The organism is Streptococcus sp. Marseille-P7376, assembly GCF_902460385.1.
GTDB classification, from domain to species: Bacteria; Bacillota; Bacilli; order Lactobacillales; family Streptococcaceae; genus Streptococcus; species Streptococcus sinensis.
This window is the reverse complement of record NZ_CABPTS010000027.1, coordinates 1-24,438: the sequence shown is the minus strand read 5'-3', so window position 1 is coordinate 24,438 and position 24,438 is coordinate 1. Positions and strand designations below refer to the sequence as shown.

Below are 24,438 nucleotides of genomic sequence, written 5' to 3'. Positions count from 1 at the left end.
AGCGACGTCTAGCGCCATAGAGCCCTACGACTTTACAAGACACCACTACTTTAACATAAAGAAAAAGTAGTGAGTACTCTCTCCCGTCGGAGATTTCTTCACTACTAATCTTAGTATGTTTTCTACAGCAAAATAGGCTCCATAATCCCTATGGTGGTTTTACCCACTACAGAAATTATAGAGCCGTTTTTTTCTTCTCTAAAAATAAGAAACAAAAAAACACTGACGATTCATCAGTGCCTTTCCTTGAGGATTAGTTTTGCTTTTCAAGCAAAGCTTTGATGTCTTGTAGGACTTCCAATTCAGTTGGTCCAGCTGGCTCTTCCTCAGCAGCTTCTTCGTTCTTCTTAGCAAGGTTTTGTGCTTTTTCAGCAGTCTTGACGATAAAGAAGAGGACAGTACCGATTACCAAGAAGTTGATTACTGCGCTTAAGAAGCTTCCGTAAGCAATTCCGTTCCATTTTAAACCAGCGATTTGTTCCACGCCAGCAGCTTTCAAAGCTGGATTGAGGAACAAAGGAGTGATAACATCCTGAATCAGTGAAGTGACGATTGCTCCAAAAGCATTGGCGATGATAACACCGACTGCCAAGTCAATCACGTTACCGCGAAGCAAAAATTCTTTCAAATCCTTTAACATTTCTTTTTCCTTTCAAAAAATGAGTTACTATTTGAAATTTTATTATAGCTCAAATAAATGATTCTTTCAAGCCATTTCTCTATCAAATATTTTACATTTGCCTCATTTTATTATAAAATATAGAGTGATATTCTATGATAAATTGGAGGTATTGTCTATTGGATAAAGAAACCATTTCTGAAATAAAAAATAGTGTCAATATCGTCGATGTCATAGGAGAAACAGTAGCCTTGACCAAGGCTGGGAGAAATTTTCTGGGACTTTGTCCCTTTCATGGTGAAAAAACGCCTTCCTTTAATGTTGTAGAGGACAAACAGTTTTACCATTGTTTCGGATGTGGTAAGTCAGGAGATGTTTTTAAATTTATCGAGGACTACCGAGGCATTTCCTTTATGGAGGCTGTTCAGCTTGTAGCAGAGCGGGGAGGAATTTCCTTGGCTGTAGAGACAGCGGGCAAGGATCGACCGAGACAGGCTCATCCGCATCAGGCTCTCTACGATATTCATACCGAGGCGGCTAAGTTTTATCATGCTGTTCTAATGACGACCAAGATGGGAGAAGAAGCGCGAGCCTATCTCTACCAGCGCGGGCTGACGGATGAGGTTATTAAGCATTTTCAAATCGGTCTAGCTCCCAATGAAGGTAATTACCTTCACAAGAGTATGGCTGGTAAGTTTGATGAGCATACCATTATGAACTCAGGTCTCTTCAATCTGGCAGAGAACAATTTGGTCTATGATGCTTTTCAGAACCGGATTATGTTTCCTCTGACCAATGATAGCGGCCAGATCGTGGCCTTTTCTGGTCGGATTTGGCAGGCGACGGCTTCAGATGGTCATCAGGCCAAGTATAAGAACAGTCGCAGTACCGCTATTTTCAATAAGAGCTACGAGCTCTATCATCTGGATAAGGCCAAGCCGGTCATCAAAAAAAGCCATGAGGTTTATCTGATGGAAGGCTTCATGGATGTGATTGCGGCCTATCGAGCCGGAATTGAAAATGCAGTAGCTTCGATGGGGACGGCTCTAACACCTGAGCATGTCCAGCATCTGCGTAAATATTGTAAGAAAATTATTCTGACTTATGATGGAGACAGGGCTGGTCAAGCTGCGACAGCCAAGGCTTTAGAGGAGCTGCGGGATATGACGGTGGAAATCGTCTCTCTTCCTGACAATATGGATCCAGATGAATTTATTGCCAAAAATTCTGCCGAGGAATTACGACAATTTCTGACCAAAACGCGAATTAGTAATGTGGAGTTTCTTCTACGTTATCTTAAACCGGATAATATCGAAAACCTGCAGGCCCAGATTGAGTTTGTGGAGCAGATGGCACCTATCATCGCTCAGACACGGTCCATTACAGCTCAGAACTCTTATATTTATATGTTAGCTGAGCTGTTACCAGATTTTGATTATCAGCAGGTGGAGCAGACGGTCAATAATAGCCGCTTGGCCGAGCGAAATGGTCGGAGCCAGCAGCAGTCAGGATCAACGGGACGACCTCTAGTGGTCGATATACCAGTATCCAAGCAGCTATCACGGCTAATGAAGGCAGAAATCCATATTCTTTATCGTATGGTACATAATCCGCTGGTTTTAAACAGCTATCGGCTGCGTGCAGATTTTACCTTTGATACGGTAGAACTGCAAGAGCTTTATGAGCTTTTACTGGCAAACGGCGAAGTGACCTCGCAGGATTTGTCGGGATTATCTGACAGAGTCCAGCAGGTCTGGTATCGGATGTTGGAAGAAGATTTGCCAGAGGAGATGGAAGATGGAGAATTGGCAGAAGTTGAGCTGACTAGGGAACGCGAATTGCTTCGAAAGAATAATCAGCTGATTAGCAAAAAGGTTCGAGAAGCTTTGCATACTGGAGATGACGATGCCGCTATATTAGAGGTGGAGCGCTTTATCGCACAAAAAAGAAGAATGGAGTAGGTATGGCTACAAAACAAAAAGAAGTAACAACATTAGACGTTCAAATTGCAGAATTCATCCGCAATCACAAGCAAATGGGTGCAGCAACGGATGATGAAATAAACGACAAACTGGTCATCCCCTTCGCCTTGGACGCTGATGGGATTGAGGATTTGCTGCAGCGTATTCAGGATGCGGGCATTTCTATCACGGATAAGGAAGGAAATCCTAGCGCGCGTGTCTTGAATACTGAAGAGGAAGAGGCAGAGCTGACGGATGAAGAGCTCCTAGGGAGCAATTCAGCCAAGGTCAATGACCCAGTTCGCATGTATCTGAAGGAAATCGGAGTTGTGCCGCTTCTCAGCAATGAAGAAGAGCAGGAGTTGGCGATCTTGGTAGAGCAGGGAGATTTGGAAGCCAAACAGCGTCTAGCTGAGGCCAATCTTCGTTTGGTTGTTTCCATTGCTAAGCGCTATGTTGGCCGTGGTATGCAGTTCCTTGATTTGATTCAAGAAGGAAATATGGGACTGATGAAGGCCGTTGATAAGTTTGATTACACCAAAGGATTTAAGTTTTCAACTTATGCAACATGGTGGATTCGTCAGGCGATTACTCGTGCGATTGCCGACCAAGCTCGGACTATTCGGATTCCGGTCCATATGGTGGAAACCATCAATAAGCTAGTTCGCGAGCAACGCAATCTCTTGCAGGAATTAGGTCAGGATCCAACACCAGAGCAAATCGCTGAGCGCATGGATATGACACCAGATAAGGTTCGTGAGATTCTCAAGATTGCTCAGGAGCCAGTTTCGCTGGAGACCCCTATCGGTGAGGAAGATGACAGTCATCTGGGGGACTTTATCGAAGATGAAGTAATTGAGAATCCAGTTGACTACACAACTCGTGTCGTTCTCCGTGAGCAGTTGGACGAAGTCTTGGATACTTTGACAGACCGCGAGGAAAATGTCTTGCGTTTGCGCTTTGGTCTGGATGATGGAAAAATGCGGACACTGGAAGATGTTGGTAAGGTCTTTAATGTCACCCGAGAGCGGATTCGGCAGATTGAGGCTAAAGCCCTGCGCAAACTCCGCCATCCAAGCCGCAGCAAACCACTCAGAGATTTTATTGAAGATTAAGAAACGGAGAAAGGCGAGAGGGCAAAAATGTTTTGATAGGAAGCGTCGGTTTGGCAAATTCTGTTTAAAAATTGGAAAACCTCAAGCTAGCTTGCTATTTCTGCCATATCTATAAGGAGGGTATTGCATGTCAGAAAAAAATTATACATCCCAAGAAATAGAGGGAATCAAAACTCGTATTTTAGAAAGTTTGGAGCAGGTTATTGATCCTGAGCTTGGGATTGATATTGTCAATCTGGGACTGATTTATGAAATTCGCTTTGATGGGGACACTGGTGAGACAGAAATTGACATGACTCTGACGACCATGGGTTGCCCGCTAGCGGATCTTTTGACCGACCAAATCTATGATGCCATGACAGATGTCCCTGAAGTGACCAAGACAGAGGTTAAGCTGGTCTGGTATCCTGCTTGGACAGTGGAAAAGATGAGCCGATATGCCCGCATTGCCTTGGGGATTAAATGAGTAAAGGAACCTGCTTTGATGCAGGTTTTTCTTGTTTGATAATGGAATTTCCCTTGCCAAAGTTAGTAAAATCTGGTAGAATGAAACGTAACTAAATAGCAATCCGCAAGACCAGTAACCTAGGGGAAGTTTAACAGGGAGGGGAGCCAGCGACTGAAAGCTCTCTAGATGAAAGCTAGGCGAATTCACTTGCTCTAGGATTGATAAGTAAGGTCTGGCTTGCCAGATAAAAAACGGATGGTACCGCGTGTCAACGCTCCGCTTATGGAGATTGACGCGCTTTTTATTTTGGAGGGAAAATGACGAAAACGATTGAAGAACAACTGAAAAGCCTGCGTGAAGAGACTCTAGCTTCTCTCAAGCAGCTTAAGGCTGAGAATCAAAAGGAACTGCAGGACTTGCGTGTAGCAGTCTTGGGTAAGAAGGGTTCGCTGACTGAAGTCCTGAAAGGTATGAAGGATATTTCAGCTGAAATGCGGCCGATTATTGGAAAGCACGTCAACGAAGCACGTGATATTCTGACAGCGGCCTTTGAAAAGACGGCTCAAGAGATGGAAGAGCAATTGGTGGCTTTGAAACTGGCTGAGGAATCCTTGGATGTGACCCTGCCAGGTCGTCAAATTCTAGTAGGGAACCGACATATTCTTAGTCAGACTAGTGAGGAAATCGAAGATATTTTCATCGGAATGGGCTATCAGGTCGTTGACGGATTTGAAGTGGAGAAGGATTATTACAACTTTGAGCGGATGAATCTGCCTAAGGACCACCCAGCACGGGATATGCAGGACACTTTCTACATTACAGAGGAGATTCTGCTGAGAACCCACACCAGTCCGGTACAGGCGCGAGCTATGGATGCCCATGATTTCTCTAAAGGACCGCTTAAGATGATTTCACCAGGGCGCGTTTTCCGTCGGGATACTGATGATGCGACCCACTCCCACCAGTTCCATCAGATTGAAGGCTTGGTGGTAGGTGAAAATATTTCCATGGCCAACCTGCAAGGAACGCTGCAGCTGATTGTACAGAAGATGTTCGGCGAAGATCGCAGTATCCGTCTGCGTCCGTCTTACTTCCCGTTCACTGAACCATCTGTTGAAGTGGATGTTTCCTGCTTCAAGTGTGGCGGTGCCGGCTGTAATGTCTGTAAGAAGACAGGCTGGATTGAGATTATGGGAGCTGGTATGGTGCATCCGCGCGTGTTGGAAATGAGCGGCATTGATGCAGAGAAATACTCTGGATTTGCCTTTGGTCTTGGCCAAGAGCGGGTAGCTATGCTCCGCTACGGTATCAACGACATTCGTGGATTCTACCAAGGAGATATTCGTTTTTCTCAGCAGTTTAAGTAGAAACCTGTATTCATAGATGCAGCTTTTCTGAGAAAGGAGTGCAGTATGCTAGTCAGAGTCAAGAAAGAAGAAGCGAGCATCCTGCGAGAGTTGGAAGTCGCGACCTATCAAGAAACCTTTGGTCCCTTTATCAAGGAAGCTGACATGGCTCATTATTTTGACAATGAGCTGTCGCTTGCGACTATCAAAAAGGAACTGGCAGATCCTGAGTCAGAGACTTATTTTGTTGTCAAAGACGGTGAAATTGCTGGTTTTCTCAAGTTTAACTGGGGACAGGCTCAAACGGAGCAAGAACTGCCACAGGCCTTTGAGGTTCAGAGAATCTATGTCTTAAAAGCCTATCATGGTCAAAGCTTTGGCAAGGAGATGTTTGAATTTGCCTTAGAAGAAGCCGAAAAACGTAGCTTTGACTGGGTCTGGCTGGGTGTCTGGGAAAAGAATTTCAGAGCCCAAGAATTTTACTTTAAATACGGCTTTGAAAAATTCAGCCAGCACGACTATGTCACTGGTGAAACAGTAGACACAGACTGGCTGCTGCGCAAGAAATTGAAATAACAAGAAAATTTAAAGAGAGGAAATGATACGACCTAAAAGCTTTAAATTTAGATGATTTGTTTCTGAAATCAGGATTTCAGACAAATCCCTAAAATTTGGTCGGTCAAGTTTCTCAGCGATAGAATAGAGAAAGGAATTGAACCCGGGCTAAAAACTCGGAAAAAAGATAGATTTGCGATCATTCGTCGAATGCTTAGCAAATCTCCTATTTTTCAGTCGTTTTTGACGCCCTTGGTATCTTAAATATGCTAGTAAGTTATAAGTGGTTAAAAGAGTTAGTAGACATTGATGTGGCGAGCGCTGAGCTGGCTGAGAAAATGTCAACGACAGGAATTGAAGTGGAAGGTGTGACATCACCAGCTGCTGGCCTGTCAAAAATTGTTGTTGGTGAGGTAGTATCGTGTGAGGATGTTCCTGATACCCACCTGCATGTCTGCCAAGTCAATGTCGGAGAAGAGGGGAACCGTCAGATTGTCTGCGGTGCTCCAAATATTCGCGCAGGCATCAAGGTCATGGTGGCTTTGCCAGGTGCTCGCATTGCGGACAATTATAAGATTAAAAAAGGAAAAATCCGTGGCTTGGAGTCACTGGGCATGATCTGCTCTCTCAGTGAGCTTGGTATTTCTGATTCTGTCGTGCCAAAGGAATTTGCGGATGGCATTCAAATCCTGCCTGAAGAAGCAGTGCCGGGTGAGGAAGTCTTCTCTTATCTAGACTTGGACGATGAGATTATCGAGCTTTCTATCACGCCAAACCGGGCAGATGCTCTGTCTATGCGTGGGGTGGCTCATGAAGTGGCTGCGATTTATGACAAGTCAGTGCATTTCAAAGATTTTCCGCTGGTGGAGGATGAAAAGCAAGCAGCTGACAGTCTTTCAGTGGCCCTTGAGACAGAGAAAGCCCCTTATTACGCAGCTCGTATCTTGGAAAATGTCACCATTTCCCCAAGTCCTCAGTGGTTGCAAAATCTCCTCATGAACGAAGGAATCCGTCCGATTAACAATGTAGTGGACGTGACCAACTACATCCTGCTCTACTTTGGTCAGCCCATGCACGCCTTTGATTTGGATACTTTTGAGGGTGACCAGATTGTCGTGCGGGAAGCGCGTGCTGGTGAAAAACTGGTGACGCTGGACGGCGAAGAGCGCGAGCTGGAAGTTAGCGACCTAGTCATTACTGTGGCGGATAAGCCAGTGGCTTTGGCTGGTGTCATGGGCGGAGCAGCGACTGAAATCTCTGGCCAGTCCACTCGTGTTGTTCTGGAGGCGGCTGTTTTTGATGGTAAATCAATCCGCAAGACCAGCGGGCGCCTTAATCTTCGTTCTGAATCATCTTCCCGCTTTGAAAAAGGCATCAATGTAGCAACTGTTAATGAAGCTTTGGACGCGGCAGCAAGTATGATTGCGAACTTGGCAGGTGCAACTGTTCAGGCTGGTATCGTATCCGCTGGTAGCTTAGACACTAGTGATGTAGAAGTGGTGTCCAGTCTCGCGGATGTCAACCGTGTGCTGGGAACAGACTTGCTCTATACAGATATCGTTGATGTCTTCCGCAGACTTGGATTTGGCTTGTCAGGAAGTGCTGAACAGTTCACTGTCAGTGTACCTCGCCGTCGCTGGGATATTGCAATCGAAGCGGATCTCTATGAAGAAATTGCCCGCATTTACGGCTATGACAAATTACCAGCTAGCCTGCCAAAAGATGACGGGACTGCCGGTGAATTGACTGCAACGCAACAATTGCGTCGTCAAGTACGGACCTTAGCAGAGGGAGCTGGGCTGACAGAAATCATCACCTATGCTTTGACGACGCCAGACAAGGCGATTGAGTTCACTCTCAATCCTAGTAACTTGACTGAGCTCATGTGGCCGATGACAGTGGAGCGCTCCGTTCTTCGTCAGAACATGGTTTCTGGCATTTTGGACTCCCTAGCTTACAATGTAGCTCGTAAAAATAAGAATCTAGCTCTCTATGAGATTGGAAAAGTCTTTGAGCAGACTGGCAATCCTAAGGAAGAACTGCCAAATGAAATCAATAGCTTTGCCTTTGCTTTGACAGGTCTGGTTAATGAAAAAGACTTCCAGACCAAGCCAGTAGCAGTTGATTTCTTCTATGCTAAGGGTGTAGTGGAAGCACTCTTTGCTAAGTTAGGCTTGACAGCTGAGTATACGGCTAGCAGTCAGATTAAGAGCCTGCACCCTGGTCGGACTGCTTTGATCTCTATCAATGGCCAGCCTATCGGCTTTGTCGGCCAGGTCCATCCTGCGGCAGCCAAGGCTTACGATATTCCTGAAACTTATGTGGCTGAGCTCAATCTGTCTGCTATCGAAGAGCAGCTCCAGCCAGCACAGCCATTTACAGAAATCACTAAATTCCCAGCTGTCAGCCGTGATGTGGCACTCTTGCTCAAGGCTGAAATCACTCACCAAGAGGTCCTTGATGCTATCCAAGCAGCTGGTGTCAAGCGCTTGACAGATATTAAGCTCTTTGATATCTTCTCTGGGGACAAGCTGGGTGTCGGCCTCAAATCCATGGCCTACAGCCTGACTTTCCAAAATCCAGAATCTAGCCTGACTGACGAAGAAGTGGCTAAATACATGGAAAAAATCCAAAAATCATTGGAAGAAAATATCGGAGCAGAAGTACGGTAGTATAGATAAGAAGAAGCAGTCCTTTGGGGCTGCTTTTCTCAATGAATAGCGCTTTATAAAAGCCATCATTTATAGTATTCAAGCTTAACATAAAGGAAATTGCTATGGAAGATAAGAGAAATTATGTGGGATGAGCTTATTAGGATTTTTGCTTATCATCGGAGCAATTTAATCACTAAACAGCAGTGGTGAGAGCTATAGTAATGGCTTAGAACGGTTGAAATCCGAGCGAAAAGAAGAAAAATTACATGAGAGTCCGATGATAATCCAGAGAGCTAAAATGATGAATGGCTTAATTGATATACCTGAGGATGAAACCTTATAAGAAGAGCAGAAAAGGTTACAAGCTACTGTAGATTCTTATAATGCGCAATTGGGGTTTGAAAGGAAGCAAAAAAACGACAATCAATATGTAATTGATGTGAGCTATTGATTATGTCACAGCTCATCTGCTTGCTATCCGGACATTTTTCAGAGAGAATAGCAAATTCTTGACAAATGAGACAGACAAGTGTAGAATATAAATATAGACTACAAATGTAGAAAAAGGAGAAAGCGATATGACTATTTCAAAAAAAGCCTTTATCGGAATTCTATCTCTGACACTAGCAGTCCTATTAGCTGCTTGCTCAAGTAATGCGAATCAGGGAGGAAATACCACTTCGACCCAGTCTGAGCAAAACAAGACTTCGCAGTCATCAACTAGCTCTTCGACAGGATCTTCCTCTAGTCAGACTTCTTCAGCCAATGAAGGTCAGACTAGTAATCTAGACGGAAGCTATCAGGCAAGCGACTATGATGGTGACCAATATGTCCTAGAAATTAATGGTAAGACTGGTACTTGGACAGAAACCGAGGTAGATGGCAGTAAGGAAATTAAGCAGGTACAAGTAGATACAGCTAATCAAAGATTGATTGTCGGTGACGATGTTAAAAGCTATCGCCAAAATGGTAATCAGCTGATAGTAGACGAACTGGATGATGATCCAGATACTCTGACCTTTACCAAGCAGTAAGCCGTTTCTCAAACTGCTCTGGACAACAGGAGGAGCAGTGAAGATAGCGGATACTAAACGTATAAAAAAGAAACAAGATACGTTTCAGTCTATGAGCTGAATCCATTACTTGTTTCTTTTTTTTATCCAATTTTCTTTAAGGACGTGTTTGTTCTCAATTACCTAATTCTGTCATTTCAATTTGCTTTTCAACTTCATCCAGAAAAACTTGGGTAGGAGCGGTGGGAGGGATGCGCTTTTTCCAGATAAGCTGGAGAGGGGCGACAGGGTGGTGCTTTCCAGAGGAAGAAAGACTAGATTGAAATTGAGTTGAATTGGAGGATATTTTTTAAGAAGAAGTAGGCTGGCATCTTTTCCTCTCTTTCTTGTATTTTTGTATGAAACTAGAGGTATATTTTCAAAAAAGTTTCAAAAAATTTCCAATATAAACAAAATCTTGCGTATAATTCCTATCTTTTGACTTTACTTTGTGGTATACTGGGTAAGTTGCAAGTAACTAAGTTGATTTTCAAAGAATGAGAACCAGCAACGCAGGTTGCAGATATACTAAAAGGATACAAAATATCCGGCTAATCAACGACCTATCATTCTCCTGAGAATTAGCTAATGCTTAGAGATTATTAGCCTTTTGACTGATTTTCAAAGAGTAAAAATGCCTTATAAGGTGGCTTCGCACCGCCTTTAGAAAGAAGAAGAACATTGAAATTTAATGAATTACATTTATCTGCTGAATTGTTAGCAGAGATTGAAAAAGCTGGCTTTGTAGAAGCGAGCCCTATTCAAGAACAGACGATTCCACTTGCCATGGCAGGTAAGGATGTCATTGGTCAGGCTCAGACAGGGACAGGAAAGACAGCAGCCTTTGGCTTCCCAACTCTGGAAAAGATTGATACAGATAATCCTGCGGTGCAGGCTCTGATTATCGCTCCGACCCGTGAATTGGCTGTGCAGAGTCAGGAAGAACTCTTCCGCTTTGGTCGCAGCAAGGGTGTCAAGGTACGTTCTGTCTATGGTGGCTCTAGTATTGAAAAGCAAATCAAGGCCCTAAAATCAGGTGCGCATATTGTCGTAGGAACGCCTGGCCGTCTCTTGGATTTGATTAAGCGCAAGGCTCTTAAGCTGAATCAGATTGAAACTCTGATTTTGGACGAAGCGGACGAAATGCTTAACATGGGCTTTTTGGAAGACATTGAGTCGATCATTTCACATGTACCAGAAGAACGTCAGACCTTGCTCTTTTCAGCGACCATGCCGGATGCTATCAAGCGCATCGGTGTTAAGTTTATGAAGGAGCCTGAGCATGTCAAGATTGCGGCTAAAGAGCTGACGACGGAGCTGGTAGATCAGTATTATATCCGTGTCAAGGAAAATGAAAAATTTGACACCATGACCCGCCTGATGGACGTGGAGCAGCCAGAGCTGTCAATCGTCTTTGGCCGGACCAAGCGCCGGGTGGATGAGCTGACTCGTGGCCTGAAAATCCGTGGTTTCCGAGCAGAGGGTATCCATGGTGATTTGGATCAAGGCAAGCGCCTTCGCGTTCTGCGCGACTTTAAAAACGGCAATCTGGATGTCTTGGTTGCGACAGATGTGGCTGCGCGTGGTTTAGATATTTCTGGTGTGACCCATGTCTACAACTACGATATTCCTCAGGATCCAGAAAGCTATGTTCACCGGATTGGTCGGACTGGTCGTGCTGGTAAGTCAGGTCAGTCTATTACTTTCGTAGCACCAAATGAAATGGGTTATCTGCAGATTATCGAAAATCTAACCAAGAAGCGCATGAAAGGCCTCAAGCCAGCGACTGCGGAAGAAGCTTTCCAAGCTAAGAAAAAAGTTGCCCTTAAGAAGATTGAACGTGATTTTGCGGATGAAAGCATTCGCTCTAACTTTGAGAAATTTGGCAAGGATGCTCGCAAGTTGGCAGCAGAATTCAGTCCAGAAGAGCTGGCTATGTATATCCTCAGCCTAACGGTGCAAGATCCAGATACTCTTCCTGAAGTAGAAATTGCCCGTGAAAAACCATTGCCATTTAAGCCATCTGGTGGCGGCTTTGGCGGCAAAGGGAAGAGCGGCCGTGGCAACGGTCGTCGAGGCGACCAAGGCCGTGAGCGTCGTGGGAGACGTGAGGACCGAGATGGTGGCCGTCGTGACTTTAAACGTAAGTCAAACAAGAACAGTCGTGATTTCGAGAGTAAAGGAAATGAACGGCCACACCGTACTTCCAGCGAAAAGAAAACCGGATTTGTCATCCGTAACAAGGGTGACAAATAATGGATGCTTGTCGGCTGTAGTGACTAACATTCCCATGCTAGCAGTAGGAGGGCGAATATCGCTCTCTTTTTGCTTTGAAAAAAATTTGTGAATTTTGCTTTATTTACAATCATTCTTAATAGTAAACTTTTTTCAGTCGTGGTATAATGGAATGAGATTATTAATGGTATGTATGGAGTTGAATATATGATGAACCAACAGAATGAAAAGTATTATCAGGAAGTGACAGAACATCTGCGAATGAAGGGTGTTCGGCTTACTGAAACCAGAAAAGCAGTTATTGCTTTTATTATTAATAGCAGTGATCATCCTAGTGCCGAGATGATTTATCAGGCTTTGTTGCCAGAATTTCCGCACATGAGTTTGGCGACTGTCTACAATAATCTTAAAGTTCTGATTGATGAGGGATTTGTGGCAGAGCTTAAAGTCCGTAATGATACAACGACTTACTTTGATTTTATGGGACATCAGCATCTCAATGTGATTTGTGAAAAATGCGGTCGTATTGCTGATATGGACCTTAATTTACCGGATGTCAAAGAGGAAGTTGAAAAACAAACTGGCTATCGAATTACCAATGCTCAGACAACAGTTTATGGAATTTGTCCAGTCTGTCAGGAGCAAATTGCTCAAGCGGGATAAAATTGAAAAGAAGTTCATTTTGAAACTTCTTTTTTTGTTTAGGAAAGATTTTCTTTGCCTAGCTTATTCATTTGTGAATTTTTTATGTTTCTCTTACTTAGACTAGCTTTTTAACGAAAAATTTTGTAAAATAGAATAGATAAACGAGGACAACCTCGGAAAATAAAAGGAGAACTTCTAATGGTAAAATTAGTTTTTGCTCGCCATGGTGAGTCTGAATGGAACAAAGCAAACCTCTTCACTGGTTGGGCTGATGTAGACCTTTCTGAAAAAGGAACCCAACAAGCAATCGACGCTGGTAAGTTGATCAAAGAAGCGGGAATTGAGTTTGATATTGCTTTCACATCAGTATTGACACGTGCTATTAAAACAACTAATTTGGCTCTTGAATATTCAGACCAACTTTGGGTACCAGTTGAAAAATCATGGCGCTTGAACGAACGTCACTATGGTGGTCTGACTGGTAAAAACAAAGCCGAAGCAGCAGAACAATTTGGTGACGAGCAAGTTCACATTTGGCGTCGTTCTTATGATGTCTTGCCTCCAGATATGGCCAGAGATGATCAATATTCAGCGCACAGCGATCGCCGTTATGCTAATCTTGATGACACAGTAGTACCAGATGCTGAAAACTTGAAAGTTACTTTGGAACGTGCTCTTCCTTTCTGGGAAGATAAAATTGCTCCAGCTCTTAAAGATGGTAAAAATGTCTTCGTTGGTGCACACGGAAACTCTATCCGCGCTCTTGTAAAACACATCAAACAATTGTCTGATGATGAAATCATGGGAGTAGAAATTCCAAACTTCCCTCCTCTTGTATTTGAGTTTGATGAAAAATTAAACGTAGTAAAAGAATACTATCTTGGAAAATAAGAAGTACAAAGTCCTGCCAAGCAGGGCTTTTTAAGTCTGTTCGAAGGCGGATTCGCCAGATTCATATTTGGAATTTTAAAAGTCTTGTGTAATTTGTTCCATTCATCAGTGGGGATTTGTGGTAAAATAAGAGTCAGAACATTTATATAAGAATGAGGAAAAGATGTCGAAGAGAAAATTTGATAGCCATTCAATCACGAGAAGATTGTACCTGCTGTTTGGAATCGTAGGGGTATTATTTTTGACCTTGATTGTTCGTCTGGGCTATATGCAAGTTATCAATCAGAAGTTTTATACGGATAAATTGGCTAAGGCCAGCAAAACAAGAATAACAACAAGCTCGGTCCGAGGGCAGATTTATGACGCTGCTGGAAATCCCTTGGTTGAAAATACAACGAAACAAGTAGTAACCTATACACGAGATAATAAAGCTACCGCTGGAGAAATTCGTGAGACAGCTCAAAAATTACTCAATTATGTCACAGTCAGTGATATAGCCGTGACTGATAGACAAGCAGTCGATTATTATCTGGCCGATAAGGACGTCTATCGCGAGGTCGTTGAAAAGCTGCCTAAAAATGAAAAATTTGATACCGATGGCAATCGTTTGGAAGAGTCAAAAATTTATAAGGCGGCAGTGGAAAGTATTGATCCGTCTAAATTGGGTTATACGGATGATGAAAAAAAAGCAATTATGCTCTTCAGCCAAATGAATGCCATTTCAAACTTCTCAACGGGAACTATTCAGACGGATACATTGTCAACAGAGCAGATTGCGATTTTAGCTTCAAGTGAAAAAGACCTTCCGGGAATTAGCATTTCAACAAGCTGGGACAGGAAAGTATTGGACACTTCTCTTGCGTCAATCGTGGGGAATATTTCCACAGAGAAAGCCGGTCTGCCGGTAGAAGAGGTAGATGAATATCTTAAGAAGGGCTACTCTCTAAATGATCGAGTGGGGACTTCCTATCTTGAAAAGGAGTATGAATCGACCCTCCAAGGGAAGCGAGCTGTAAAAGAGATTCATCTCAATAAAAACGGCAATATGGAAAGTGTAGAAAAAATTTCAGACGGCAGTAAGGGAGATAATCTGAAGCTGACTATTGATTTATCTTTCCAGCAGGGAGTTGAAGATATCCTCAAAAGTGCCTTTAATACCGAGTTGAGCAGCGGAAATGCGACTTATTCTGAAGGAGTTTATGCCGTTGCTATGGATCCAGATACGGGCTCTATTCTAGCTCTAGCTGGTGTCAAGCACGATTTGGAAACGGGCGATGTCTCTGCGGATGCTTTAGGGACCATTACCAATGTTTTTGTTCCTGGATCGGTCGTCAAAGCGGCCACTTTGACTGCTGGTTGGCAGTACGGAGCTATTTCTGGTAATCAATCCTTGGTCGATCAGCCGATTACCTTTGCGGGCTCTGCTCCGATTAATTCTTGGTTTACGTCCTTTGGTTCTCGCTCCATTACGGCGGTTGAGGCGCTGGAGTATTCATCGAATACTTATATGGTTCAGCTTGCTCTGAATATGTTAGGGACTCCCTACACTCCGAATATGGCATTAAGTTCAGATAATCTTGATACCGCGATGGAAAAGCTGCGCTCTGTTTTTGCAGAATATGGCTTAGGGGCATCAACGGGCATCGACTTGCCTAATGAATCAACAGGTTATATTCCAAAAGATTTCACAGTAAGTAATTACATTACCAATGCTTTCGGTCAGTTTGACAACTACACACCTCTTCAGCTCGCTCAGTATGCTGCGACGGTTGCCAATAATGGGAAACGGGTGGCTCCGCATCTGGTAGAAGGGATTTATGGCAATAATGAGCAAGGCGGACTGGGAGACCTGATTGAGAAAAAGGAAACAAAAGAACTGAATCAGGTGAATATTTCTGCGGAAAATATGGCTCTTTTAAAACAAGGTTTCTATCAGGTAGTGAATGGAGGGAGTGGTTTAACAACTGGCCGTACGATTGCGCAGGGTGCGACGGTCTCCATCAGTGCTAAAACGGGGACGGCTGAAACCTACGTCAATGGTGGCACATCCGCCATCAACACCAATGTCGTATCCTATGCACCAAGCGGCAGTCCTAAAATAGCTGTGGCTGTAGTCTTTCCACATAATACTGACCTTTCCTCAACGGTCAGCCACAGTATCACTCGTGATATTATCAATCTTTATAACCAACAGCACCCTATGAATTAGAAAGGAAAAGCAGTAGAATTTGCTGATTATTTTACTGCTCAACGATTACCATTATGCTTTATCCAACCCCTATCGCTAAGTTAATTGACAGTTTTTCCAAGCTGCCGGGTATCGGCATCAAGACGGCTACTCGTTTGGCCTTTTATACCATCGGGATGAGTGACGATGATGTCAATGAATTTGCCAAAAATCTACTTGCTGCCAAGCGCGAGCTGACTTACTGCTCCATCTGTGGTAATCTGACGGACGATGATCCCTGTGCCATCTGTACAGATCAAACGCGCGATCAGACTGTGATCCTCATCGTTGAGGATAGCCGCGATGTGTCTGCCATGGAAAATATCCAAGAATACCACGGCCTTTATCATGTTCTTCATGGCCTTATTTCCCCTATGAATGGGGTAGGACCAGATGATATCAACCTCAAGAGTCTCTTGACTCGCTTGATGGACAGCCAAGTGATGGAAGTGATTGTGGCAACCAATGCAACGGCTGACGGAGAAGCGACTTCTATGTATATTTCTCGTGTGCTCAAGCCTGCAGGTATCAAGGTGACTCGTCTGGCCCGCGGACTGGCTGTGGGCGCTGATATTGAATACGCAGATGAAGTGACCCTGCTCCGAGCGATTGAAAATCGGACAGAATTGTAAGATGAAAGAAAGATTTCCTGCTGAAAAACAGTTTTGGGAGTCTTTTTTCTATTCAAAAATGCAGGGAAATATGGTATACTGAAACAGTCTAAAAAGAAGATGGGGCAACCCAAAATGAACTTATAGCTAGAAATGTTAGGATAAGATAATGGTCAAACAAACCTTGATTTTACTATACGGTGGCCGCAGTGCGGAGCGAGAAGTTTCAGTCTTGTCGGCTGAGAGTGTCATGCGAGCTGTCAACTATGACAAATTTTCTGTCAAGCCTTATTTCATCACAAAAGCTGGCGATTTTATCAAAACGCAGGAATTCACAGAAAAGCCGTCTGCAGATGAAAAGCTCATGACCAATGAAACGGTTGATATTTCACAGCAAGTGAAGCCAAGTGATATTTATCAGGACAATGCAGTTGTCTTTCCTGTTCTTCATGGACCAATGGGCGAGGATGGCTCTATTCAAGGCTTTCTTGAAGTGCTGCGGCTTCCTTATGTGGGCTGCAATATCTTGTCTTCAAGTGTTGCCATGGACAAAATTACCACCAAACGCATTCTGGAGTCTGCTGGAATCCCACAGGTGCCTTATGTAGCGGTGATTGAGGGAGAAAATCTCGCAGAAAAAATTGCCGAAATCGAAGAAAAATTGACTTATCCGATTTTTACCAAACCGTCTAATATGGGCTCTAGTGTGGGTATTTCCAAGTCTGAGAATCAAGAGGAGCTGCGGGCAGCATTGGATTTGGCCTTCAAGTACGATAGCCGTGTCTTGGTTGAGCAGGGAGTCAATGCGCGTGAGATTGAGGTTGGTCTCTTAGGAAATTATGCTGTCAAGAGCACCTTGCCAGGCGAAGTAGTCAAGGATGTAGCTTTCTACGATTACGAGGCCAAGTATATTGACAATAGGATTACCATGGATATTCCTGCAAAAATCTCGGACGAGGTTATTGCAGGAATGCGTACAAATGCTGAGACGGCCTTTCGAGCCTTGGGTGGACAGGGATTGGCGCGCTGTGATTTCTTCTATACAGAGGATGGCGACATTTTCCTCAATGAGCTCAATACCATGCCTGGCTTTACTCAATGGTCTATGTATCCTTTACTTTGGGAAAATATGGGGCTACCTTATTCCGATTTGATTGAGAAATTAGTAATTTTGGCTCAGGAAGCCTTCGAAAAACGCGAAGCTCACCTGCTTTAAGAAGATAAAATAGGGAGTGGAAGGCTAAGCTTAGTTTCGTTGAACAGGGCTTTACTTTCACTCTTTCTTTTAGGAGAAGAAATGAAATTAACTTTGCATGAAATCGCTTCTGTATTGGGGGCTAAAAATGATGTGTCAGGTTTTGAAGATGTAGCTTTAAACAAAGCTGAATTTGACAGCCGTTTGATTGAGGTGGGAGATCTTTTTATCCCGCTTAAGGGGGCGCGTGACGGCCATGATTTTATCGTGACAGCTTTTTCTCAAGGTGCTGCAGCTACCTTGTCTGAGCGTCCAGTGGAAGAAGGACCGTATATTTTGGTCGATGATGTGCTGGCGGCTTTTCAGCGCTTGGCTCAATATTATCTGGAAAAGACAGCCGTAGATGTGCTCGCTGTGACAGGCTCCAATGGGAAGACTACAACCAAGGATATGCTGGCTCAGCTATTGGCTACTCGCTATAAAACCTATAAAACCCAAGGGAATTATAATAATGAAATCGGCCTGCCCTACACGGTGCTCCACATGCCCGATGATACAGAAAAGCTAGTTCTGGAAATGGGGCAGGACCACTTGGGAGACATCCATCTTCTGTCTGAAATTGCTAAGCCGAAAACAGGCATTGTGACCTTGATTGGCGAAGCTCACTTAGAATTTTTCGGAAGTCGTGCTGAGATTGCCAAAGGCAAGATGCAGATTGCGGATGGCATGAAGAAAGGTGGTCTGCTCTTGGCTCCGGCTGATAAGATCGTCAATGATTTTCTGCCAGACCAGCAAAAAGTGATTCGCTTTGGTCCCGATGCAGATATTTTCTTGACTCGATTAGAGGAGCGCAAGGACAGCCTGACCTTTGAAGCAAATTTTCTGGAACAGGCGATTGACTTGCCTGTGACTGGCAAATACAATGCGACCAACGCCATGATTGCGTCTTACGTAGCTTTGCAGGAGGGGGTCAGTGAGCAGGCGGTTCGTCAGGCTTTTGCCCAGCTAGAGCTGACTCGTAATCGAACCGAGTGGAAGAAGGCGGCTAATGGAGCCGATATCCTGTCAGATGTCTACAACGCCAATCCAACAGCCATGCGCTTGATTCTTGAGACCTTCTCAACGATTCCAGCTAGTCAGGGAGGCCGCAAGGCTGCAGTATTAGCCGATATGAAGGAGCTGGGAGCTGACTCCAAGCTGATGCACGGAGCCATGATTACCAGTCTCAACCCTGAGATTATTACTGACCTTTTCCTCTATGGAGAGGATATGGAAGCCCTCTATGTCTACGCTCGGGAGATCTACCCACCAAATCGGGTGCATTATTTTGTTAAAAATGCTGACAAGGATCAGTTTGAAGATTTGACCAAGACTGTTACGACTTGGTTGCAATCAGCCGACCAAATCTTGCTCAAGGGCAGTAATTCGATGAAGTTGGATAAACTAGTGGAGGTATTGGAGCATGGAGACAACTGATGTTGCTTTGATTCTCCAGCGACTGCTGGCGATAACGGATACAGGTCTGTCTTTTGCTGCCAGTGACTTTGATCGAGAACGCTATGCGGATATCAGAGATAATCTAAATCAGCTGCTAAGCGAGACCAGCCATCTGGATCAAGAGGAACTTTCTAACTTGCTCCGACCGACAGATTTTTATGCGACTCCTTTGGTCGATGTCCGAGCTTTTATCGTTCAGCAGGGCAAGATTTGTCTAGTACGAGGACAGCAAGAGGAGACATGGGCTCTGCCAGGTGGTTTCTGCGAAGTTGGTTTTTCCCCAAAAGAGAATGTACTAAAAGAAATTCAGGAAGAAACGGGATTTCAAGCTAGCGTAGTACGCTTGCTGGCTGTCTTTGATAGCAATAAATTTCAGCCACAAAGCAAGCAGTATGTTAAGCTCGTGTTTGAATGTCGGCTGGAAGAGGGAGATTTTCAGCCCAATTTAGAAATCTCAGAACTGAATTTCTTTGACCCGCAGAATTTGCCTCTTTTATCTGAGAAAAGGATAACAAAAGAGCAGATGCAGCTTCTCTGGGAAATCTATCAGGGCAAACGAGAACAATACTTAGATTAGATTAGAACAGTATGCAATATCTAGCCTTGCTGCGCGGTGTCATGCCGACGGGGCCGAATAGGATACCCAAGATGAGTGAATTGGTAGAGATTTTGGAAGCTTCTGGTCTGCGCAGTGCTTCAACCTATATCCAGTCGGGCAATATCCTTTGCGAAATAGATTTATCCGCTGAGGCTTTAGCCAATCAGATTCACCAAAGTATTCTTCAGCAAATTGGAGCCAACCTGTCGGTTGTTATTAAGAAGAAAGCTGATTTAGATTAGAATTGGTGATTGCTGAAAATCCATTTCCTGCAGCCTGTAATCTTTCTAGGATCCATCTGATCTTTACCAATCATGAGCTCGACAGGCAGAAGTTGGCAAAGATTCAAAGTCTAGCATTTGAGGGCGAGATATTTGAGAGGGGCTCGAGCTGCCTTTATAAGTACTTACCACGAGATGCTGCGAAAAAGAAGCTAAATAATAATTTTTTAGAAAAGAAATTAGGAATCGTTGCTACGACCAGAAAGCTTAGTGTCGTTAAAAATTTATTTATTAGGATGAAAGATTGACAAATGAATTTACTAGATTTTTTTACTAGTCACAAAACAGAACCGCCTATGATGACGCCGTTCGCCTATATTCTGATGATGGTCGGATTGGTGTCTGTCATCTATCTAGCGATCCGTTTTTTTGAGCGAAAGAAAATGCAGACTTTTTTCAGAATCGCTCAAATTGTGCAATTGGTATTTTTATACGGCTGGTATTTGGCCATTCAGGAGCCTCTATCTGAGAGTCTTCCCCTGTACCATTGCCGGATTGCCATGTTTGCCGTTTTGCTTTTACCAGATAAAGTCCCTTACAAGCAATATTTTGCTCTGCTGGGAGTATTTGGTCCGATCTGCGCGATTGTTTATCCGATTTTGGACCCCTATCCATTTCCGCATGTCACCCTCTTTTCATTTTTCATCGGGCATTTTGCACTTTTGGGCAATTCAATTATTTACTTGATGAAGAACTATGATAGTCTGAGGCTGTCCTATCGTCGCATTGTGGAAATTACTTTTGGCTTAAATTTCTTGATTTTAATTGCAAATATCGCAACCGGCGGTGACTACGGTTTCTTAAAGAATCCTCCTTTGGTGGGAGATCACGGTATGCTTGGTAATTATCTTAATGTATCTTTGGTTTTAGCGACTGCCTTACTCCTATTTTCCTATTTCTTTAAAGGAATGAGAGAAAAACAAGCAGAGAGACTGACTCAATAAGAACCTGTATTCATACTTTTGCCAAATCAAGATTGATCTCACTCCTAATCTAGGGAAAATCTTACGATACCTGAGTTAATTGAACATAGCTGACGAGATATACTAAAAAGATAAAGCTTCTTGACGCAGTCGTTTTTGTGGAGACTTTTCAAAGCTTAAATGTTTTGCAAAAGGAGACCGTTAGTTGAATAAAACAGGTTTTAGAATTAGAAAGGAAACCAGATGCATCATTTTTTGACGACCAACCAAACTGAGCCACCCTTTATTTCCGCTTTGGCCTACTCTTTGATGATGGCGCTGCTTTTGCTGTCTATCTATGCGACGATAAAGTACCACAAGAACGCGACTTTTATCAAAAGTATGAAAATCCTTCAGCTGTTTCAGCTGGGTCTTCTTTACAGCTGGTATGTGGGTTTTCAGCTTCCCTTGGCGAATAGTTTGCCCCTGTACCATTGCCGTTTGGCTATGTTTGCAGTGGTTTTTCTGCCAGACAAATGGCGCAGCAAGCAGTATTTTGCTCTTTTAGGAGCCAGCGGAGCGCTCTTTGCTTTAGGTTATCCCGTCTTTGACCCCTATGATTTTCCACATATCACCAGCTTTTCTTTCTTGATTGGTCACTATGCCCTTTTGGTCAACTCCCTGCTGTACTTGCTGAATCACTATGACAAGACCCAGCTCAAGAAGTATATGATTGTCCTCTACACTTTTGGTCTCAATGCCTTCCTTGTCGGTGTCAATCAGATGACAGGGGGCAATTACGGTTTACTCGCTCGACCTCCCTTTATCAGTGAGTACAGCCTTTTAGTAAAATATCTAGCTGTGTCGATTATTTTGTCAGCCGCCCTGATACTCTTTGATGCATTATTTAAAAAACGGTGGAAAAAACAGTTAGAACTCATCTAAAATCGAATTATTTCAAATTTGTAGCTCCTGTCAAGTTCATTTGGCAGGATTTTTCCTTTATTTTGCCCAATGTCAAAAAAATTTGCTAGATTTTAGGCAAGAAAAGAGTAAAATGAAGGTAGAAAGATGGGAGAAGGGTAATGGAAATTGGCAAAAAATTAAAAAAAGCGCGGCAAATGTGTGGCATGACACAGGAAAGTGTCGCAGAAGAATTAAATGTTTCAAGACAAACTATCTCAAATTGGGAAACAGAAAAATTTTATCCGGATATTTTATATGTCTTACAACGAAGCGACTTGTATCAGGTTAGCTTGGACGAATTGCTGAAAGGAGATGAGAGCATGATTCAGCACTTGGAAGATTCGACCAATACTGTCAAGAGTAATCGAAAGATTTTACTGGCCTTTTTATGTAATATTTGTCTGTTATTTCTGTTCTTTATTTTTATTATTCCCATCTCTAAAAGTTATCTGCTGACCTTGTTGGCAGTAGCGCTAGTCATCAGCACGACTGGCTATATCTTGGTGCAGATTATTCGAAAAATATAGGAGGTTTTATCATGACTTGGTATGTATGGACCTTGATTGGTTTGCTTGTAGTGACAAATGGACTGTTTGTGTATCAATTGTTTAAGTTGGTTGAATTAGACGCTTCCATTCGTGGAATGAAATACCCGAAATTTTGGGCTTTCTTAACAACTGGTGGGCAAAGAGGAGAAGACTTGATCCTCTATCTCTTAAAACGGAACAAGGCCATTTTTTCCATGACAGCAGAAGAAAAAGAAGAGCTGGAAACTAGGAAATACCGCCTGCTCTATTTACTGGGTTTAATCTTAATCTTTGTAATTTTCCTCTTTAGCAGTGTCATTGTCAGATTTTAATGGAAATTTTATTGACAGAAAGGAAAGAATCGCCTTTTCAGACGATTCTATTTTTTGAGATTAGTGACATTGGTGTTCTGATAGTCTTGAGAAATTAGTTGAGTTTGAGTAGAAAAATAGAGCTTTTAGAGTACAGGCTATTTTAGAAGAGTATTTGGTATAAATTTATAGGTTATAGCAGTTTTATAGATTAGAGATTCTTGCTTTGCAGAAGTTCTGGTGATTTCCTGCTGTGGGCAATGAATATTATTTTTGCATTCTAAACCGATATTTGGTATAATAGATTACTGTCTTGGGGTCGTTACGGATTCGACAGGCATTATGAGGCATGTTTTGCGACTCATCTAGCGGATGTAAAACGCCAGTTAAATATAACTGCAAAAAATAACAATTCTTACGCTTTAGCTGCCTAAAAAACAGCCAGCGTGACCTGATTCGGATTGCTTGTGTCTGATGACCGGTCTTATTATGAGCAAGCTACGGTAAAATTAAGTCTAGGGTTTTTACAAGAGATTGATAGACTCGCTTAGCTTGGGCTTGAGCCATGTGTCAAAGCTAAGTTAAATGAAGACATGGCCTATGGTCGTAGGCAAATATGTTGGCAGGTGTTTGGACGTGGGTTCGACTCCCACCGGCTCCATTGGGATATGTAAAAGAGGTTTTGACATATGAGCTTTTTTGAAAAAATTTTTGGTAAAAACCAAGAAAATCAGCTACAAACTGAGGAAGCTCCCGTTGTTTTAGAGGAAGTTCCAAATGAATGGGGCTCTTTTTCAACTCTTATTGATGACCAAGTAGCTAGTATCCGTTTGAATCTTGCTCTGGCTCAAGCAGCTCCCTATGCTCAGTATTCTTATGCCATGCGTTTGAAAATCGCCTTGCTGGATGTGGAATCTGAAACAAAATTTCCGACAAATAATGAATTTCTGAAGTTAAATGCGATTGAAGACGCGCTGTCAGAGGCTTTATTTGATATTTCCGGAATCTATGTAGGAACAGTTATTACGGACGGACACATTGAATATTACTATTATTTAAGAGATAAGCAGAGCCATGTTGCTGCTATTTCTCGTGTGATGAAGGAGTTTCCTGATTATCAATATAGTTCGGCAACTTTGGTAGATCCTGAGTGGAACCAATATTTTGAATTTCTTTATCCAAATGAATATGAATATCAGACAATTCTGAATCAGCGCATTTGGTATGAATTAGAAAAAAGCGGCGATCATCATGATCAAATTCGTGAAATAAACCATTGGATTTGTTGCACATCTGAGGAGACGCAGGCAGAATTGATACTAGAAGTTGAAAAGCTAGCCTATACTCTTGTTTCAACAGATAAATTGCAGGATTCTACAAGACCCTATCAGATTCAGATTTCTCGCTTGGATGATACTGAGTTATCTCATCTCAATCCAAATGTTTGGGAATTAGTAGAAATTTCAAAAAAATATGGTGGAAAGTATAGCGGCTGGAGCTGTAATGTGGTATAATGGATAAAGTTTTGGGAAAGCTCGTCTTTCTCTTTTATGGAAGATTACTCAAGAGGCTTAAGAGGCTGTGTTGGAAACGCAGTAGGCGTGTAAAAGCGTGCGTGGGTTCGAATCCCATGTCTTCCGTTGTATGTCAAGAAACGCCGTGGGGCGTTTTTTTGGGCTCTTTGTCAACTGTAGTGGGTTGATGTCAGCTAACATCTGGAGAGGACCGAATTGGTTCTCTCCTTTTTGATATTCAAAGTGATGAGAATTCTAGTTTTGAAGTTTTCAAAATTCCGAAAGCCA

General features: G+C 43.1%; 21 protein-coding genes, 1 tRNA gene, 1 other RNA gene and 1 pseudogene. 23 read left to right on the top strand and 1 reads right to left on the bottom strand.

Annotated features, from left to right (window positions below; genetic code table 11):
* Nucleotides 1–253 precede the first annotated feature (253 nt).
* Nucleotides 254–640, bottom strand: a complete 387-nt coding sequence (mscL, locus tag FZ952_RS10445) for a large conductance mechanosensitive channel protein MscL (protein ID WP_037614370.1) — start codon at nt 638–640, stop codon at nt 254–256.
* 134 nt (nt 641–774) lie between these two features.
* Between mscL and dnaG the strand changes: the two genes are divergently transcribed.
* The 23 genes and pseudogenes from dnaG (at nt 775) to FZ952_RS10330 (ending at nt 24,276) form a co-directional block, all read left to right on the top strand.
* Nucleotides 775–2,580 (top strand): DNA primase, encoded by a 1,806-nt coding sequence (gene dnaG, locus FZ952_RS10440; protein WP_148881620.1) that lies wholly within the window; start codon nt 775–777, stop codon nt 2,578–2,580.
* A gap of 2 nt (nt 2,581–2,582) precedes the next feature.
* Nucleotides 2,583–3,695 carry an RNA polymerase sigma factor RpoD gene (gene rpoD, locus FZ952_RS10435; RefSeq protein ID WP_062198728.1) on the top strand — a complete coding sequence of 371 codons (1,113 nt, stop codon included), beginning with the start codon at nt 2,583–2,585 and terminating at the stop codon, nt 3,693–3,695.
* Nucleotides 3,696–3,822: 127 nt separating this feature from the next.
* Nucleotides 3,823–4,161 (top strand): metal-sulfur cluster assembly factor, encoded by a 339-nt coding sequence (locus tag FZ952_RS10430; RefSeq protein ID WP_037614365.1) that lies wholly within the window; start codon nt 3,823–3,825, stop codon nt 4,159–4,161.
* Nucleotides 4,162–4,460: 299 nt separating this feature from the next.
* The gene (gene pheS, locus FZ952_RS10425) at nt 4,461–5,510 is read left to right on the top strand and encodes a phenylalanine--tRNA ligase subunit alpha (RefSeq protein WP_148881619.1); all 1,050 of its coding nucleotides are present in this window, start codon (nt 4,461–4,463) and stop codon (nt 5,508–5,510) included.
* Nucleotides 5,511–5,555: 45 nt separating this feature from the next.
* Entirely contained in the window at nt 5,556–6,065 is a 510-nt protein-coding gene (locus FZ952_RS10420) for a GNAT family N-acetyltransferase (RefSeq protein ID WP_148881618.1), read from the top strand.
* Between the two features lie 245 nt (nt 6,066–6,310).
* The gene (gene pheT, locus FZ952_RS10415; protein ID WP_148881617.1) at nt 6,311–8,716 is read left to right on the top strand and encodes a phenylalanine--tRNA ligase subunit beta; all 2,406 of its coding nucleotides are present in this window, start codon (nt 6,311–6,313) and stop codon (nt 8,714–8,716) included.
* A 560-nt stretch (nt 8,717–9,276) separates the two neighbouring features.
* Nucleotides 9,277–9,732 (top strand): SP_0198 family lipoprotein, encoded by a 456-nt coding sequence (locus tag FZ952_RS10410; protein WP_148881616.1) that lies wholly within the window; start codon nt 9,277–9,279, stop codon nt 9,730–9,732.
* Nucleotides 9,733–10,431: 699 nt separating this feature from the next.
* Complete coding sequence (locus FZ952_RS10405; protein WP_148881615.1) at nt 10,432–12,006, top strand: DEAD/DEAH box helicase; 1,575 nt, start codon at nt 10,432–10,434, stop codon at nt 12,004–12,006.
* A gap of 189 nt (nt 12,007–12,195) precedes the next feature.
* Entirely contained in the window at nt 12,196–12,648 is a 453-nt protein-coding gene (locus FZ952_RS10400) for a Fur family transcriptional regulator (protein WP_148881621.1), read from the top strand.
* A 180-nt stretch (nt 12,649–12,828) separates the two neighbouring features.
* Nucleotides 12,829–13,521 carry a phosphoglycerate mutase gene (locus FZ952_RS10395; protein ID WP_037614357.1) on the top strand — a complete coding sequence of 231 codons (693 nt, stop codon included), beginning with the start codon at nt 12,829–12,831 and terminating at the stop codon, nt 13,519–13,521.
* Between the two features lie 163 nt (nt 13,522–13,684).
* Nucleotides 13,685–15,730 (top strand): penicillin-binding protein PBP2B, encoded by a 2,046-nt coding sequence (gene pbp2b, locus FZ952_RS10390; protein ID WP_148881614.1) that lies wholly within the window; start codon nt 13,685–13,687, stop codon nt 15,728–15,730.
* A 53-nt stretch (nt 15,731–15,783) separates the two neighbouring features.
* On the top strand, nt 15,784–16,380 hold the full coding sequence (gene recR, locus FZ952_RS10385) for a recombination mediator RecR (protein WP_005589561.1): 597 nt from the start codon (nt 15,784–15,786) through the stop codon (nt 16,378–16,380).
* Nucleotides 16,381–16,528: 148 nt separating this feature from the next.
* Nucleotides 16,529–17,575, top strand: a complete 1,047-nt coding sequence (locus tag FZ952_RS10380) for a D-alanine--D-alanine ligase (RefSeq protein WP_148881613.1) — start codon at nt 16,529–16,531, stop codon at nt 17,573–17,575.
* A gap of 81 nt (nt 17,576–17,656) precedes the next feature.
* Entirely contained in the window at nt 17,657–19,030 is a 1,374-nt protein-coding gene (murF, locus tag FZ952_RS10375; protein WP_148881612.1) for a UDP-N-acetylmuramoyl-tripeptide--D-alanyl-D-alanine ligase, read from the top strand.
* Entirely contained in the window at nt 19,017–19,628 is a 612-nt protein-coding gene (locus FZ952_RS10370) for an NUDIX hydrolase N-terminal domain-containing protein (protein WP_148881611.1), read from the top strand. Before murF ends, FZ952_RS10370 begins: the two co-directional genes overlap by 14 nt.
* Before the next feature lie 11 nt (nt 19,629–19,639).
* A pseudogene (locus tag FZ952_RS10365) lies at nt 19,640–20,178 on the top strand (DUF1697 domain-containing protein).
* A 3-nt stretch (nt 20,179–20,181) separates the two neighbouring features.
* Nucleotides 20,182–20,874 carry a TIGR02206 family membrane protein gene (locus tag FZ952_RS10360; RefSeq protein WP_148881610.1) on the top strand — a complete coding sequence of 231 codons (693 nt, stop codon included), beginning with the start codon at nt 20,182–20,184 and terminating at the stop codon, nt 20,872–20,874.
* A gap of 222 nt (nt 20,875–21,096) precedes the next feature.
* The gene (locus FZ952_RS10355; RefSeq protein WP_148881609.1) at nt 21,097–21,777 is read left to right on the top strand and encodes a TIGR02206 family membrane protein; all 681 of its coding nucleotides are present in this window, start codon (nt 21,097–21,099) and stop codon (nt 21,775–21,777) included.
* A 140-nt stretch (nt 21,778–21,917) separates the two neighbouring features.
* Nucleotides 21,918–22,325 (top strand): helix-turn-helix transcriptional regulator, encoded by a 408-nt coding sequence (locus tag FZ952_RS10350; RefSeq protein ID WP_148881608.1) that lies wholly within the window; start codon nt 21,918–21,920, stop codon nt 22,323–22,325.
* An 11-nt stretch (nt 22,326–22,336) separates the two neighbouring features.
* Entirely contained in the window at nt 22,337–22,657 is a 321-nt protein-coding gene (locus FZ952_RS10345; RefSeq protein WP_148881607.1) for a hypothetical protein, read from the top strand.
* Between the two features lie 294 nt (nt 22,658–22,951).
* Nucleotides 22,952–23,300: a transfer-messenger RNA gene (gene ssrA, locus FZ952_RS10340) on the top strand.
* A 25-nt stretch (nt 23,301–23,325) separates the two neighbouring features.
* On the top strand, nt 23,326–24,150 hold the full coding sequence (locus tag FZ952_RS10335) for a DUF695 domain-containing protein (protein ID WP_148881606.1): 825 nt from the start codon (nt 23,326–23,328) through the stop codon (nt 24,148–24,150).
* 38 nt (nt 24,151–24,188) lie between these two features.
* Nucleotides 24,189–24,276, top strand: a tRNA-Ser gene (locus tag FZ952_RS10330).
* The last annotated feature ends 162 nt before the right edge of the window (nt 24,277–24,438 follow it).

Coding starts and splice junctions, on each gene's coding strand:
- FZ952_RS10380 (WP_148881613.1), top strand. CDS start 16,529: ATGGTCAAACAAACCTTGATTTTACTATACGGTGGCCGCAGTGCGGAG.
- recR (WP_005589561.1), top strand. CDS start 15,784: ATGCTTTATCCAACCCCTATCGCTAAGTTAATTGACAGTTTTTCCAAG.
- rpoD (WP_062198728.1), top strand. CDS start 2,583: ATGGCTACAAAACAAAAAGAAGTAACAACATTAGACGTTCAAATTGCA.
- murF (WP_148881612.1), top strand. CDS start 17,657: ATGAAATTAACTTTGCATGAAATCGCTTCTGTATTGGGGGCTAAAAAT.
- pheT (WP_148881617.1), top strand. CDS start 6,311: ATGCTAGTAAGTTATAAGTGGTTAAAAGAGTTAGTAGACATTGATGTG.
- FZ952_RS10350 (WP_148881608.1), top strand. CDS start 21,918: ATGGAAATTGGCAAAAAATTAAAAAAAGCGCGGCAAATGTGTGGCATG.
- mscL (WP_037614370.1), bottom strand. CDS start 640: ATGTTAAAGGATTTGAAAGAATTTTTGCTTCGCGGTAACGTGATTGAC.
- FZ952_RS10335 (WP_148881606.1), top strand. CDS start 23,326: ATGAGCTTTTTTGAAAAAATTTTTGGTAAAAACCAAGAAAATCAGCTA.
- FZ952_RS10370 (WP_148881611.1), top strand. CDS start 19,017: ATGGAGACAACTGATGTTGCTTTGATTCTCCAGCGACTGCTGGCGATA.
- FZ952_RS10400 (WP_148881621.1), top strand. CDS start 12,196: ATGAACCAACAGAATGAAAAGTATTATCAGGAAGTGACAGAACATCTG.
- FZ952_RS10355 (WP_148881609.1), top strand. CDS start 21,097: ATGCATCATTTTTTGACGACCAACCAAACTGAGCCACCCTTTATTTCC.
- FZ952_RS10360 (WP_148881610.1), top strand. CDS start 20,182: ATGAATTTACTAGATTTTTTTACTAGTCACAAAACAGAACCGCCTATG.
- pheS (WP_148881619.1), top strand. CDS start 4,461: ATGACGAAAACGATTGAAGAACAACTGAAAAGCCTGCGTGAAGAGACT.
- FZ952_RS10420 (WP_148881618.1), top strand. CDS start 5,556: ATGCTAGTCAGAGTCAAGAAAGAAGAAGCGAGCATCCTGCGAGAGTTG.
- FZ952_RS10345 (WP_148881607.1), top strand. CDS start 22,337: ATGACTTGGTATGTATGGACCTTGATTGGTTTGCTTGTAGTGACAAAT.
- FZ952_RS10430 (WP_037614365.1), top strand. CDS start 3,823: ATGTCAGAAAAAAATTATACATCCCAAGAAATAGAGGGAATCAAAACT.
- dnaG (WP_148881620.1), top strand. CDS start 775: ATGATAAATTGGAGGTATTGTCTATTGGATAAAGAAACCATTTCTGAA.
- pbp2b (WP_148881614.1), top strand. CDS start 13,685: ATGTCGAAGAGAAAATTTGATAGCCATTCAATCACGAGAAGATTGTAC.
- FZ952_RS10395 (WP_037614357.1), top strand. CDS start 12,829: ATGGTAAAATTAGTTTTTGCTCGCCATGGTGAGTCTGAATGGAACAAA.
- FZ952_RS10410 (WP_148881616.1), top strand. CDS start 9,277: ATGACTATTTCAAAAAAAGCCTTTATCGGAATTCTATCTCTGACACTA.